Origin of the sequence: Hymenobacter pini (assembly GCF_020421205.1) — a bacterium.
GTDB lineage: Bacteria > Bacteroidota > Bacteroidia > Cytophagales > Hymenobacteraceae > Hymenobacter > Hymenobacter pini.
The window spans coordinates 442,848-455,783 of sequence record NZ_JAIZZH010000002.1 but is presented as its reverse complement, the minus strand read 5'-3'; the positions used below and the strand labels follow the sequence as shown (position 1 = coordinate 455,783).

The window sequence follows — 12,936 nt, the reverse complement described above, 5'->3', positions numbered from 1 at the left end:
TCCACGGATTCTGCCGCGGATTACACGGATTTTGTGGACGATTCGTTTTTAGATTTCGACAAAAAAGGCTTGCTCTACAGCAAGCCTTTTTTGTGCGTAGGATGCAATGGTCTATTTTATCTTAGCACTCTATACGCTAGAAACGTACTTGCTCAATCGTTCACAAAATCTGCGAAATGCGTGTTCCAAAAGACGTGCAATCAGTGATTATAGTTTGTAGCCTTTGAAGTCCTTGGTGAACTCCTGGGCCGGGATGGGCTGGTTGGCTACCACGTCAGAAAACTCGAATTTCTCGAACAAGCCCTTGTCGTCGTTTACCTGCACTACCAAGGGCAAAGACAGCTTTTGGTCCACGCAGAGCACAATGCGGCGGCCGTAGGCGTTGGGTACCTGCACGGTTTTGCCGGCGGGCACCACGGCTCCGGGGCTTAGGTCGTTGCGCTCCATAATACGGTACTCGCCACACCCAAACTTATCGGCAATGGTGCTGATGCTCTCGCTTTTAGCGGGCTTGTAGCTCACGTACCGAAACTGCGGATAGTCGGCGCGGAGTACGTAGGCAGCGTGGCCCAGCACGGTGGTGTCGCCGGTGTAACGAAAGCTCTTCTCGAACGTGCGGTCGAGGCGCTGGCTGGAGCCGTGCAGCAGCTCGGCAATGGTACCGTAGCCGGCATCTAGGGTACTGTGGTGCTGATTTTTGCGCATTACCGAGCCGTTCGGGTCCAGGCTCAAAGTCACGTACGGAAAACTGTTGGGGTATACCCAGGCGTCGCCGTTGTTCTGGCCCGTCACGTACAGCACCTCAATGCCCTTCTGGTTTTTCAGGTACACCTTGTAGGGGTTGAAGCTCATTTTCATGAGGGTGCGGGCCTGCTGGTAGCCGCCATCAATGCGCTCCTGGGCGCGCACATTGCAACGCAGCGTTTTGAGTCCTTGGATGGCACCGCTGAGGCGGCTGATAAGTTGGTCGGTAGTAATGGCGGGGGCGGTAGGAGCGGCGGCCAGCCCCGAAAAACCCAGCATAGCAACGGCCAGCAGCCGGTAATAACGAATCATGTAACGAAGCAAAAAGGGAGGGTAGGTTGGGAAGATAGGGGAAAGCCGGCGGATGCCAACCAAGGCAACGTCGACAGGGTGAGCATTGGCAGGAAATGTGCCAAGATGCCGGGACCAGAAGGGTAGTGAGCGGCTTAATTGAGGCTGATAGCCGGAAACCGGTTGGCTTTGCTGTCGAACACAAAGAGCTCATCCACCTCAATGCCCAGCAGAAACCGAAACAGCGGAAATTGCTCCACCACGGCCCGCACGGCCTCGGCGTTGTGGCCGTTCATGGTTACCCAGCCCCGGGTGCGGTCGGCGCTGATGGCGTAGGTCTCAATAATGTCGTCCTCGATTAACCGGTCAATAAAGGCGCGGTGCCGCGGAATGAGAGCCATAAAGGCTTCGTCAAACACATCGGGCAAGCGCAGGGTAACCACAAATTTGGCCATGGATGCAACAGCTTCGTGGTGATAACGCGCCGGGTGGCCGGAGGGTTGAGCTGCAAGCTCGGCCGTAACTTTTTTTGTCGGCTAGCAGAATAGGGAACTATGCATTTTACTGTTATTACCCCAACCCACAACCGGCTCGACTACCTGCCGGAGGCCGTGGCCAGCGTGCGCGCCAGCGTCTCGGCTCCCCTCGACTTCTCCATTGAACACCTGGTGTGCGAAAACGCCAGCACCGACGGCACCGCCGCCTGGCTACAAGAAGCCGTTGGCCAGCCGGGCGTGCCGTTGCGCGTGCATACCCAGCCCACGCTGCTCAAAGCCGGCCCTGCCCGCAACCGCCTGATTGGGCAGGAGGCCCCCGCCGATACTTGGATTGTACCTCTCGACGACGACGACCTATTGCTGCAGCGCACTCTGTTCCACTACGCCGACCAGATACAGCGCCACCCTGGCCGGCCCTGGCTGGTAGCCGACTTTCTGCGCGTGGACCAGGACCGACGCTACCTGCCTAATGAAGATTACTATGCCTGGCAGTTCAACTCGCCCCGCGAGATGCTGCAGGCCATTTTTCGGGCCGAGCACTTCATTCAGGGTAACGTGTGCTATAGCCGGGCCTTGTTTGACGAAGTAGGCGGCTACGATGAGAACATCAAAATGGCCGAAGACCTGGACCTGTACGTGCGGTTTCTGCTGGCTGGCCATCTGCCCGTTGTCTGCCCCCATGTCAGCCACCTGCACCGCTTCCACACCAGCAACGTGAGCATCGGCGTAGATGCCGACCACCACGCCCAGGACTTGCGCATCATCTACGATAACTACGCCGAGCAGCTGCAGCAACTGGGTATTGAGCGGCCGTAACCCGCATCATAAAACGTGTCATTCCGAGCGAAGCGAGGAATCTAAGTTTGCTTCTAGCAAGCAACCCAGATTCCTCGCTTCGCTCGGAATGACACGTTTTAAAGCTATTCTTTCACCACCATTCCGCCCTTCACCACCAGCCGAATCTGGCGCAGCGTTTTGATGTCCTGGGTAGGGTCGCCGGGAACGGCTACGAGGTCGGCGAGGAGGCCGGGCTGTAGGCGGCCCCGGTCGGGGAGTTGGAGTAGGCGGGCGTTGGTGGCGGTGAGGCCGCGTAGGGCCTGCATTGAGGTGAGGCCGTAGCTCTGCACCAGCAACTCGGCTTCGCGCAGATTGTCGCCGTGGGTGAACACGCCCACGTCGCCACCCACGGCCAGCTCCACGCCGCTTTGCAGGGCCAGTTTCATGGTTTCGCGCTTCTGCCGTATGCGCTCCGGCTCGGGGCCGGTGCCCGGTTGCCAGCCCCGATACCGGGATACGGCGTCGCCGGCGGCCACGGTGGGGCACAGGGCCACGCCGCGCTGCTTCATCAGCCGAAACACATCCAGCGTACCCCCGTCGCCGTGCTCAATGGTTTGCACGCCGGCCAGGGTAGCGCGGCGCATGCCCTCGGGCGTGCTGGCGTGGGCTACCACCGGGCGGCCAGCGCTGCGGGCGGTTTGCACAATCAGGTTTAGCTCGTCCTGTGAAAATGTGGGGCGGCTGGGCTCGTTGGCACCCCAGCGGTAGTCGGCGTACACTTTGATAATATCGGCGCCTTTGCCAATCTGCTCCCGCACGGCCCGGATGATGCCGTCGACACCATCGGCTTCCTGGGCACCTTGGGGCACCTCTACATCCACCGAAAGCTTGGGCCCGTAGGAGCCGGTGGCCACCAGCGCCCGGGTAGCCACCAGCAGGCGCGGCCCCGGAATCAGGCCCCGGTCGATGGCCTGCTTGAGGCCTACGTCGGCGTAGCCCGCGCCTTCCGAGCCCAGGTCGCGGGCGGTGGTGAAGCCGGCATCGAGGGTTGCGCGGGCGTGGGCCGTGGCCCGGGCCACCCGCAGGGCTTCCGATTCCAGTAGTACTTGGTCGTTCCAGGTGGTTTCGTTGTAGGGGTGCAACAGCAGGTGGCTGTGCGCTTCAATAAGGCCGGGTAACAGCGTAAGGCCCGGCAGCTCCAGGGTGCGGGCGCCGGCTGGGGCCTGAAGCTGGGCAGCCGGGCCGATGGCTTTTATTTTGTCACCCTCGGTGAGCACCGCCCAGCCTTGGTGCAGGGATTCTCCGTCGAACACGGCAGCGGGCCGCAGCAGCAGGGCTGGAGCAGGGGCAGGCGTTTGGCTAATTGCAGAAAGGCTGGTTAGCAAGGCCGCAAGAAGAAAAGCAGGGCGCACAGACAAAGCAGAAAGGCAAAAGAGGAACGAATAATGCTTAGAGCAACTACTCTGATGCGTTGGAAGGCGGGGTTTGGGCCTTGCCAATTTTGTCGAAAGCTTTGCGGGTTAAAATAACCAGTTGCTGCTTTGGTACATCAAAGAGGGATACATAATCCTTACTCATTACATAGTGCTGAGATGCCGGAAAAATGGCTTTATATAATAACAAGGAGCATATATCAGTGGCCGTGATGAACGGGTGCTGTTCTAAATGGGAGTGCATACCGGCCTGAATCTGCTCACTGCCTGCCGGCATTTCCAGTGCCAAGTATGAATTGTGCAGACGTTCTACTTGTCGCACTTCGCCGGTTTTCGAAAGTATAAAACGAAAATCATTGCCTATGGGTAGCAAACGACCTTCCTTGGGACCAGTGATAACATAAGCTCGGGGCTCTCCCTGATCCAGCACTACCACATTGGGGTTGGTTTTAGCTGGAAACCGGTACGCTGTTCCTAATACTTTTCCCGAATACAGTTCAGCATACACCGCCTGGCGCATCGTGAGCAGATGCTGCTCGCGCGCCGTAAATGGCCTTCCGCCCGACGCCCGCACTGTAGTTGGCTCAATTGAGGTGCGGGCAAACTGAAAGGTATACAGCACGGCTACCGGTTCGGTACCAGGCCGACGAAAGAAAATGGTCCGAACCGAGTCACCTTCCGTGTAGGAAAGGTAGCCGCCCAGCTGGCTTAAATCCTCATGCCGAGCCTGCAACACATCGGTGGCTACCCAGGAGGCGCGCTCCGACTCATAAAGGGCCAGACCCTCCTGCAAAATATCACGCTGTTGCCGGTCAAGAGCCGCACGTTGTGCTAATGCAGGCGCAACGGCCACGCCACACAGGAGTAGGGGCAAACACACGTATCTCATACTGAATACTGGTAATGAAGGGTCGCAAAGTAAACGCCCGCCGGAAGATACATTTCCGGCGGGCGTTTTACGTAGGCAATCAGGCAGGCTATGCCTTTTCCTTGACCGGCTTGCGCTTCACTTTGATCTTCTCCAACTTCTTGCCATTGCCGGCTGGGGTAGCGTCGGCAGAGCCGCCTACCAGGGTCATTTCCTTAACCAAGTGGCTGGCCCCGGCGAATTTATCCACCACGAAGAGCATGTAGCGCACGTCCAGGGTGATGTTGCGCACCCGGTCGGGGTCGAACATGATATCGGACATGGTGCCTTCCCAGTTCCGGTCGAAGTTGGTGCCGATCAGCTCCCCGCGGCCGTTGATGACCGGCGAGCCACTGTTGCCGCCGGTAGTGTGGTTGGTGGCAATGAAGGCTACCGGTACCGTACCTTTGTAGGCGTAGGGGCCGAAATCCTTGTTTTTGTACAACTCGGCGAGGCGGGCCGGAACCTCAAACTCGGGGTTGGTGGGGTCGGCTTTCTCCATGATGCCATCGAGGGTGGTATAGAAGTCGTACTTCGTGCCGTCGGCGGGTTGGTAGCCGGCTACCTGGCCGTAGGCAACGCGCAGGGTAGAGTTGGCATCGGGGTAGAACTTGCGTTCCGGCTGTTGCAGGCGCAGGCCAGCCACGTAAGTGCGCTGGAGCAGGGCAATCTGGTCGGTGGCAGCGGTGTAAGTGGGCAGGATAGCCGTGCGGTAGTTGCTGATGATAGCCTGGGCCAACTGCACGGCAGGGTCTTGGCGCAGCGCATCGGCTTTACCTTGGGCTACTTCATCCAGCACCGCAAAGGCCGATTCCTGCGAAGTGAGGCGCGACTTGCTGAACAGCTGGGCCGCGTAGGCGCTCCAACCACCTTGGGTAGCGTACTGCTTCTGCAGGTTTTTCACGTAGGCGGGCAGCAGAGCCGCCGGGGTACCGGTGGCGTACAGGGGCAGCAACTGGGCGGCTACTTTCTGGTCGGTGGGGGCGTTGTAATTGCGAAAGAAGCCGGGAGTACCTTTTTTGGTGCGCTCCACGGCGGCGGCCAACTCAGCGGCGGGGGCTTTTTTATCAACCAGCTCCAGCAAGGGCAGTAAGCTGTTTGCGTAGGTCATCAACTCCACGCCCATAGCGGCCTCGGTCACGTAGTCGCGGGCCAGGGTATAGTCGCGGGCGGTAGCGTAGTTGCGCTGCAAATCGGGCAGCAGGGTGGCGAAGGTGGCCCGACGGGCGGCGTCACCGCTTTCCGCCCACTTCTGGAACGTGGCCTCTTGCTGCTGCTTCACGCGCACGGCGTCCAGCTTTTTGAGGCCGCGCACCTCACCAATCCACTTTTTCCAGTAGTTGGCAATGCTGGCGTATTTGGCCGCGTACTGAATGCGCACTTTGTCGGAGGCCTTCATATCGGCGTCCAGCACTTTCAGCTTGGCTTCCCGGATGCGGATTTTGGCCGGGTCGGAAAGCGCATAGGTTTCCTCTACGCCCCAGCTGGTGAGGTACTCGTTGGTGCGGCCGGGGAAGCCAAATACCATGGTAAAGTCGCCGGGTTGCACACCGCCCAGGGAAATGGGCAGGTGGTGGCGGGGTTTGAAGGGTTTGTTCTCGGCCGAGTAAGGGGCGGGCTTGTTATCGGGGCCGGCGTAGATGCGGAAGATGCTGAAGTCGCCGGTGTGGCGGGGCCAGGCCCAGTTATCGGTGTCGCCCCCAAATTTGCCGATGCTGCTCGGCGGAGCCCCCACCAGGCGCACGTCCTGGAACACCTCCGTCACGAACAAATAATATTCGTTGCCATTGAACATGGGGCGCACAAACGCCTGGTAGTGCGTGCCCTGCACGGAGGCCTGAGCCACGCGCTGGGAGTTGGTCTGCACCAGTTTCTCCCGGTCAGCTTCGGCAATGCCCGTGGTGGGCACGCCGGCCAATACCTGACTGGTCACATCCTCCATGCGCACGATGAACGTGGCCGTAAGACCCTGGTTAGGCAGTTCCTGGCTGCGGTCCATGGCCCAGTAGCCGTTGGTGAGGTAGTCCTTCTCCACCGACGAATGACTCTGAATCTGGCTGTAGCCGCAGTGGTGGTTGGTGAGCAACAGGCCCTGATCCGAAATAATCTCGCCGGTGCAGCCGCCCCCAAACTGCACAATGGCATCCTTCAGGCTGCCCTGGTTGATGGAGTAGATCTGCTCGGCGGTGAGCTTGAGGCCTTTTTTCTGCATGTCGGCCTCGTTGAGCTGCTTGAGCAGCAGCGGCAGCCACATGCCCTCGTCGGCGCGGGCCTGGGGCAGCGCCGAAAGGAGCGTAAGAGCCAGCAAAGCCAGCCGGGTACGAAGTTGCATTCTAATGTGGTAAAAGGGGTGGAGGTGGTCGGAAAGACGTAAAAGTACGGCTTCGGCTGCTTGCAAGCAGGATTTCTCGCAGTGTTTCGGAGAGGGTGGCGCAGTGGTACGCAGGGCCGTTAAACGTAAAGCGCCCGGCCACCATGGGCCGGGCGCTGCGCTCAATAATCGTCCACGAAATCCGTGAAATCCGCGAAAAATTCGTGAAATCAGTGGTTAGGAATGGCCCAGCTCGGCTACGGCAGGCGTGTTCTGGCTGTTCGTATTCGAGGCTTTAGGAGTAGCTGAAGCCGCCGGAATATCGTCGGTTTCCTGAGCCGCGTGGGTTTTCTCCCACTCCCGGAAGCGGGCAATTTCATCCTGAAACTTATCTACAAACCAGCTCAGCAGGGCCAAATCATCCAGGAAGCCAATTACGGGAATGAAATCCGGCACCAAGTCTACGGGCGAGAGTACGTAGAGCAACACGCCCAGCGCCGATACAATCGTGCTGGTTTCAATTTGGCGGTACTCGCCGCTCACGTAGTTGCGCACCAGGCGAATAACGGTGGCTCCAATGTCAAACAGTTGCTTGAATTTGTTGTCGCCGCTGTCCTTGCTGGCTAGCTTGTTGGCTACTTCGTTCAGCACCATCACCACCTTAAAGGGGCGACCCAGCAGCTTGCCGGCGCGGTTCATGAACACGCTGAACAGCGCGTTTTTAGAAATAGAGAGGCCTTTTTCAGTAATTGAAGACATCGGGGAGGGGTTGAGGTTGTGTGCAGCATGTACGTCTCCGGCCGACCAGACGTTACAGCTCATCAGCGCAGCCAAGCCACATACAGCGCCGGCACCTCCCGCAACAGTGCGTACCCGTCGCGGGCTTCCACGTACCGGGCTGCCGAGCCCGAAACTTCCGTAACTCCCTGTTGCCGCAGTAGCAGTTTGGTCCGGCTCAAATGGAAAAACTGTGACACCACTACCGCCGACTGCCAGTGCTGTTCTTGGGCCACACGGGCAAAATTCTGCGCAGTAGCTACTGTGTTCGTGCCCTGGTTGTCGGTGTAAATTGCCGTATTGGGCACCCCTTGCTGTACTAAGTAGCGGCGCATCACGGAGCCTTCATAGTGACCTTCTTTGCCCAAGCCTCCACTCACAAAAATGCGCGGACTTATCCCTGCCCGGTACAGCCGCAGGGCTTCGTCTAGGCGGGCCTTCAGGCGGGGCGAAAGGCTACCATCGGGGTTAACTGTATTGCCAAGCACTACCAGGCAGTCGGCTGGCTGGGCGCGGTCGGTGAGGGCATCGAGGGCAATGCCGGCGGCGTGGATTAGCAGCAGTAGTAGTACGCCGCCAGCCAGCCGCAGCCAAACGGGAAAGTGCATTTATGAAATGGCGGTAGAGGATGAGGTAGTTGTTGACAGGCGACTGTTATGCAAGCCCAAAACCACAGCAGTACCGGCGGCCAGGGCAGCATACAACAAGCACCGGAACTGGGCTTCCCGAATTTCGCGGTACTGCTGCTCTCTTGTTGCTTTGCTGTGGCTGTAGGCGGATTGATTTCTACCAGCGTCTCGGCAATGTCCACCTCTTACTTATAACTGATTTCCAGATTAAGATACCCGAACAGCTGAATTGCCACCAACAATATCAGCACCCAAAGCAGCCAGCCCGGAACCGGGCGCTGGCGGAAGGCAGATAACATAGATATCAGGGAGAAGAAGAGGATACAGTTCGCAACAGCCCCGAAGTTATCCGGATTCCGCTACATTCGCCGCCATGAGCACCCCTTTCACACCACCCGCTGCTACGGAGTACGCCCCGTACTACCATACCTACGTGAAGCTTATTACGGGTAATCCGCTGGATACCCTCCGCCGCCAGCCTCAGGAGTTACGGCAGCTGTTGGTCGGACTGACCGAGGAGCAGGGGGCTTTCCGATACGCTCCGGGCAAGTGGAGCATCAAGGAAAACCTGGTGCACATGCTGGACACGGAGCGCATTTTTGCCTACCGCGCCCTGCGCATCGGGCGGGGAGATGCTACTCCGCTGCCTGGTTTCGAGCAAGATAACTACGTGCCCGTATCCGGCGCCGATGCCCGCTCGTTTGCTAATATTCTGGCGGAATATGATGCGGTGCGAGCCGCTACCCTGAGCCTGCTGGAGTCCTTCACGGAGGAAGCTGTAAACCGCCAGGGTACGGCCAGCGGGCAGCCGGTGAGCGTGCGGGCTTTGGCGTACATCCTGCCCGGTCATGAGGCCCATCACCTCAACCTGTTGCGGGAGCGGTACTTGCCGGGGCTGCGCTAACTGCGCAAACCCGCACAACACTGGCTACGGCCACTGCGTTAAGAATACCCTAATCCACCTCTCATTCCTCATCACGCACTATGGCTAAAGCACAAGACGCCCGCAAAGAGAAAAAGAAAGAGCCGGCCAAATCCGCCAAGGAAAAAAAGGCCGCCAAAGACGAGAAAAAAGCCGCTAAAGCTCGTCAGCAGGATTAATTTAGCAGAGGCTCGTCAAATAGACGAGCCTCTTTGTCTTTTGATGTATGATTCAGCGGCTAGCCCTCGTCACTCTGGTAGTAGCCGATTACGATGAGGCTATTGCCTTTTACACGCAAAAACTCGGCTTTATCCTGGTTGAGGATACGCCGCTGAGCCCCGATAAGCGGTGGGTGCGGGTGGCACCACCCGGCTCAAACGGGGCAGAATTGCTATTGGCTAAGGCGGCTACACCTGCTCAGCAAGCCGCTGTCGGCAACCAGACCGGCGGCCGTGTGGCCCTGTTTCTCTATACTGATAACCTCGCTCGGGATTATGCCGGCCTGTTGGCGCAGGAAGTGCGAATTGTTCGGCCTCCGGTGGTGGAAACCTATGGTACCGTGCTGGTTTTCGCCGATTTATACGGCAACCTCTGGGATTTACTGGAGCCCGCTCAGAGCGTATAATACACTTCTTTCTGCTTGTCGTGGTGCTTGATGTAGCCGTGTAAAGTAAGCTTGATGAGGGTGCGGTAAGCCCGGCGCTGCCCGATGTTGAGCAGCTTCATATACTGGGGCAGCGTGATGCGCGGGTTCTTCTGCAGATATTCCAGCACCGCTAGTTCCTCTTTATTTAACGGTAGCCGCTCAAAACGCGGCGTGGGCTCCTGACGCTCCAGCACTTTCTCGGTGAGGGAACTGGCCAGCACACTTTCGTCGCGCACCCGCACGTAGGCTTTCCATTCTCCATCGGCCACTTGGGCGCGGTGGGGTTTTTCGGTGCTTTCGGGTACGGTAACAATGAGCACGGCCCGGCCGTTTTCGGTCTCTACTTCCTGAAACCGCAGCCGAATGGGCGGGTCGATATAATGCTGGGCGGCCTGCCGGAGCTGAAACAGTTCTTCTTCTACGTCGCGCACCCCTAGCACCCGGCCGTTATCATCAACTCCTACCAGTACCCGCCCCCCGTGCGTATTCGCCAGCGACGACAGCGTGCGGGCTATGCGGGTGGGGTGTGTAGTGCGCTGCTTAAACTCCAGCCGCTCACCTTCGCCCTGCCGAATCAGTTCCAGTAGCTCAGTCATAAGGTATTGGGTTGGCAACGGAATGACGTTCCATTGTTAATTAGTCAACGCACGTCACTCCACCCCAGTTTCCTCGGCGGAGATGCGCCAGAGGCGGCTGGCCTCCTGGGCGCTATTGGCGCGGCTGGAACAGTGGGCAGGTTTGCAGTTGGCAAAGTACCGGCCGCTCTGGCTGGCTACTTCGGGTGAGGTGGCCAGGTACAGCGTGGTTTGCGCGCCCAATTCCGGGGAAGTCATGGCCGGGCGGGCCATCCACCAGAGAGCCTTCATTACGCCGGAGGTATCGGGGCGCATCAGTCCGGTATCTACCATGCCGGGATGCAGGCAGTTGGCGGTAATGCCGGTGAGGTCGAGGCGGTGGGCTAGCTCCTTGGTGAACAGAATGTTGGCCAGCTTGGAATCGGCGTAGGCCGTGAGCCAGCTGTAGTTATCGGGCGAGTTGCGCACGTTGCGGTCGGGCTCAATCTCGCCCACCCAGTGCATCAGCGACGAAACCGTAACTACCCGGGCCCGGCCAGCGGCATCCAGCAGCGGCAGTAGCCGGTTGGTGAGTACGTACGGTGCCAAGTGGTTGGTGGCCCAACACAGCTCGTGGCCTTCCTCGGTAAGGGCAAAGTGCCCCGGCATGATACCGGCGTTGTTCACCAGTATATCCAGCTTATCAAACTCCTGCTGCATCTCATCGGCCAATTGATGCACGTTTCGCAGCAGTGATAAGTCGAAGCATTTCACGTGCACCAAGGCCTCGGGGCCGGCCGCTAGCTGAATGGCCTGCTGGGCGCGGGCGGCCTTATCCGTGTCGCGGCCCACCAGCACCACCCGGGCCCCGCGTCGGGCCAGCTCCCGGGCGGTTACCAGCCCAATGCCGCTGGTAGCTCCGGTTACGAGGGCCGTTTTTCCGGCCAGGGGCAGCACCGAAACGGTTGTCATGCAGAAATAGGAGAAAGAGAATAAAAACGAAATGCCGGCGTAAAGTGCTACTGCGCCGGTAACGTACTACTTACAGACGTAGCACTTACGTGGAAGGTTGGGCGGCTTCCGCTGAAACAGCCAGCTTTTGCAGCCCCTGGCTGATTTCTGTGAGCAAGGGCCGGGCTGCAATGGCAGGCTGCAGGCAGCGCTGTTGCCACTGCCGCAGCTGCTCAGCCGTGGCAGTGGTAGCCGTGGCTTCGGGACACAGGTCCAGCAGTTCCTCCAACAAGCAGCCGAAGGCCCTCGCCTCCAGGCGCTGCAGTGCTTCCGCCGCCGGGGAATGTAGGTCAAAGAAACCAGCTGCCCCAAAATCACCCAGAAGGCTCCGCCCATCGGCAGTGACCAGAATGTTGTGGGCATACAAGTCGCCGTGCAAAATGCCGCGGCCGTGCAGGTGGGCCGCAGCGGCCGCAATACCTTGCGCAATACGCAGCACCGCCATCAGCGAAAAAGTGGTGCCCGGTGCGTACACGTCGCGGGTGCAAGTGCTGAAGCTGGGCGGACCCGCCAGGTTGCCAAACTCCGGGCTGATGAGTTCCAGTACCAGTCCTTCGGCCCCGGCTGGGTGGCCCACCACTTTGCCGAGTACCGGAATCAGGTTAGGGTGGGCCCCGGCCCGGATGCAGGCCACCATTTCGCTGTGCGGTAGTCCGTCGCTGGTAACAGCACCTTTGAACAGCTTCACCGCCACGGACCGGCCTTGCCAGCTGGCCTGAGAAATCACGCCCGAAGCACCCTCGCCCAGCACGTGTTGCAATTCAATTTCATTCCAGTTGATTTCCCGGATGGGGGAGTGGGCCAGGGCCGCTTCCTCGGCCGCCTCCGCAAACGGGTTGCCGGCATAAGCCAGCCAGGTGAGGCGGGGCAACTGCAGCAGCCAATCGGGCAGCCCGGGGAGCCGGTTGGCGGAGAGGCGCAGGAGCTCCAGGTTTTGGCACTGGCCCAACTCCCGGGGCAATTCCCGCAGCTGGTTGCCGGCCAGCATCAGCTTCTGCAACTGCTGGCAGCGGCCAATTTCCGGGGGCAAAGATTTGAGTTGGTTATCTGTCAGAATCAGCCAACGCAGCCGAGGTGGAAGGGCCTCACCATGTAATGTGTGAATCTGGTTGGCTTTGAAGCCTATCATTTCCAACTCCAGGCACTGGCCCAGTACGGCCGGCACTTCGGTAAACTGATTCTCGGAGCAGAACAGAATCCGCAGCTTGCGCAGGCGGGGCAAGTCGGCTGGTAGCTCCCGCAGGGCGTTACCCGTGAGGTTGAGGATTTCCAGCGTGTCGACCAGCTCGAAAATTTCCTGAGGAAATTCGGTTATTCCTTCGCGGAGGTCCAGGCGGGTGGCCCCGGCCAGCGCGCCGGCGCGCAATTGTTGCAGCGTATGCATAAGCAAGTGAAAAACGCCGGGAAGTCCAGCGCAGTAAAAAGCCGCTTCTGAAT

The 12,936-nt window shown here is 59.1% G+C and carries 12 protein-coding genes and 1 pseudogene; 3 read left to right on the top strand and 10 right to left on the bottom strand.

Annotated elements, in window-relative coordinates; translation table 11 throughout:
• Nucleotides 1-207: 207 nt before the first annotated feature.
• On the bottom strand, nt 208-1,056 hold the full coding sequence (locus LF252_RS08490) for a LysM peptidoglycan-binding domain-containing protein (protein ID WP_226269153.1): 849 nt from the start codon (nt 1,054-1,056) through the stop codon (nt 208-210).
• Nucleotides 1,057-1,190: 134 nt separating this feature from the next.
• Complete coding sequence (locus LF252_RS08485) at nt 1,191-1,490, bottom strand: hypothetical protein (RefSeq protein ID WP_226269152.1); 300 nt, start codon at nt 1,488-1,490, stop codon at nt 1,191-1,193.
• A gap of 99 nt (nt 1,491-1,589) precedes the next feature.
• Between LF252_RS08485 and LF252_RS08480 the strand changes: the two genes are divergently transcribed.
• Nucleotides 1,590-2,348, top strand: a complete 759-nt coding sequence (locus LF252_RS08480) for a glycosyltransferase family 2 protein (protein ID WP_226269151.1) — start codon at nt 1,590-1,592, stop codon at nt 2,346-2,348.
• Between the two features lie 104 nt (nt 2,349-2,452).
• On the opposite strand, the gene LF252_RS08475 is transcribed toward LF252_RS08480, so the two are convergent.
• The 5 genes and pseudogenes from LF252_RS08475 to LF252_RS08455 form a co-directional block, all read right to left on the bottom strand.
• Complete coding sequence (locus LF252_RS08475; protein ID WP_226269150.1) at nt 2,453-3,721, bottom strand: metal-dependent hydrolase family protein; 1,269 nt, start codon at nt 3,719-3,721, stop codon at nt 2,453-2,455.
• Nucleotides 3,722-3,767: 46 nt separating this feature from the next.
• A complete protein-coding gene (locus LF252_RS08470) occupies nt 3,768-4,595 on the bottom strand; it encodes a hypothetical protein (protein WP_226269149.1) in 828 nt (275 codons plus the stop codon).
• A 124-nt stretch (nt 4,596-4,719) separates the two neighbouring features.
• Nucleotides 4,720-6,981: a S46 family peptidase gene (locus LF252_RS08465; RefSeq protein WP_226269148.1), complete on the bottom strand. Its 2,262-nt coding sequence runs from the start codon at nt 6,979-6,981 to the stop codon at nt 4,720-4,722.
• Nucleotides 6,982-7,365: 384 nt separating this feature from the next.
• Nucleotides 7,366-7,464, bottom strand: a pseudogene (locus LF252_RS23150) (YkvA family protein); the annotation flags it as partial.
• Between the two features lie 317 nt (nt 7,465-7,781).
• Complete coding sequence (locus LF252_RS08455; protein WP_226269146.1) at nt 7,782-8,345, bottom strand: YdcF family protein; 564 nt, start codon at nt 8,343-8,345, stop codon at nt 7,782-7,784.
• Nucleotides 8,346-8,739: 394 nt separating this feature from the next.
• Here LF252_RS08455 and LF252_RS08450 point away from each other — a divergent pair, with 394 nt between their 5' ends.
• Nucleotides 8,740-9,270: a DinB family protein gene (locus LF252_RS08450; protein ID WP_226269145.1), complete on the top strand. Its 531-nt coding sequence runs from the start codon at nt 8,740-8,742 to the stop codon at nt 9,268-9,270.
• Nucleotides 9,271-9,514: 244 nt separating this feature from the next.
• Nucleotides 9,515-9,913 (top strand): VOC family protein, encoded by a 399-nt coding sequence (locus LF252_RS08445; protein WP_226269144.1) that lies wholly within the window; start codon nt 9,515-9,517, stop codon nt 9,911-9,913.
• On the opposite strand, the gene LF252_RS08440 is transcribed toward LF252_RS08445, so the two are convergent.
• The 3 genes from LF252_RS08440 to LF252_RS08430 all read right to left on the bottom strand — a co-directional run bounded on the left by LF252_RS08440 (nt 9,901) and on the right by LF252_RS08430 (nt 12,883).
• Nucleotides 9,901-10,530 carry an AlbA family DNA-binding domain-containing protein gene (locus LF252_RS08440; protein WP_226269143.1) on the bottom strand — a complete coding sequence of 210 codons (630 nt, stop codon included), beginning with the start codon at nt 10,528-10,530 and terminating at the stop codon, nt 9,901-9,903. The two genes, LF252_RS08445 and LF252_RS08440, sit on opposite strands and share 13 nt — an antisense overlap.
• 54 nt (nt 10,531-10,584) lie before the next feature.
• Nucleotides 10,585-11,460, bottom strand: coding sequence for an SDR family oxidoreductase (locus LF252_RS08435; protein WP_226269142.1), 876 nt, complete (start codon nt 11,458-11,460; stop codon nt 10,585-10,587).
• Between the two features lie 85 nt (nt 11,461-11,545).
• Nucleotides 11,546-12,883 (bottom strand): leucine-rich repeat-containing protein kinase family protein, encoded by a 1,338-nt coding sequence (locus LF252_RS08430; RefSeq protein ID WP_226269141.1) that lies wholly within the window; start codon nt 12,881-12,883, stop codon nt 11,546-11,548.
• Nucleotides 12,884-12,936: the final 53 nt, after the last annotated feature.

Coding starts and splice junctions, on each gene's coding strand:
- LF252_RS08490 (WP_226269153.1), bottom strand. CDS start 1,056: ATGATTCGTTATTACCGGCTGCTGGCCGTTGCTATGCTGGGTTTTTCG.
- LF252_RS08485 (WP_226269152.1), bottom strand. CDS start 1,490: ATGGCCAAATTTGTGGTTACCCTGCGCTTGCCCGATGTGTTTGACGAA.
- LF252_RS08465 (WP_226269148.1), bottom strand. CDS start 6,981: ATGCAACTTCGTACCCGGCTGGCTTTGCTGGCTCTTACGCTCCTTTCG.
- LF252_RS08435 (WP_226269142.1), bottom strand. CDS start 11,460: ATGACAACCGTTTCGGTGCTGCCCCTGGCCGGAAAAACGGCCCTCGTA.
- LF252_RS08450 (WP_226269145.1), top strand. CDS start 8,740: ATGAGCACCCCTTTCACACCACCCGCTGCTACGGAGTACGCCCCGTAC.
- LF252_RS08430 (WP_226269141.1), bottom strand. CDS start 12,883: ATGCATACGCTGCAACAATTGCGCGCCGGCGCGCTGGCCGGGGCCACC.
- LF252_RS08455 (WP_226269146.1), bottom strand. CDS start 8,345: ATGCACTTTCCCGTTTGGCTGCGGCTGGCTGGCGGCGTACTACTACTG.
- LF252_RS08480 (WP_226269151.1), top strand. CDS start 1,590: ATGCATTTTACTGTTATTACCCCAACCCACAACCGGCTCGACTACCTG.
- LF252_RS08440 (WP_226269143.1), bottom strand. CDS start 10,530: ATGACTGAGCTACTGGAACTGATTCGGCAGGGCGAAGGTGAGCGGCTG.
- LF252_RS08445 (WP_226269144.1), top strand. CDS start 9,515: ATGATTCAGCGGCTAGCCCTCGTCACTCTGGTAGTAGCCGATTACGAT.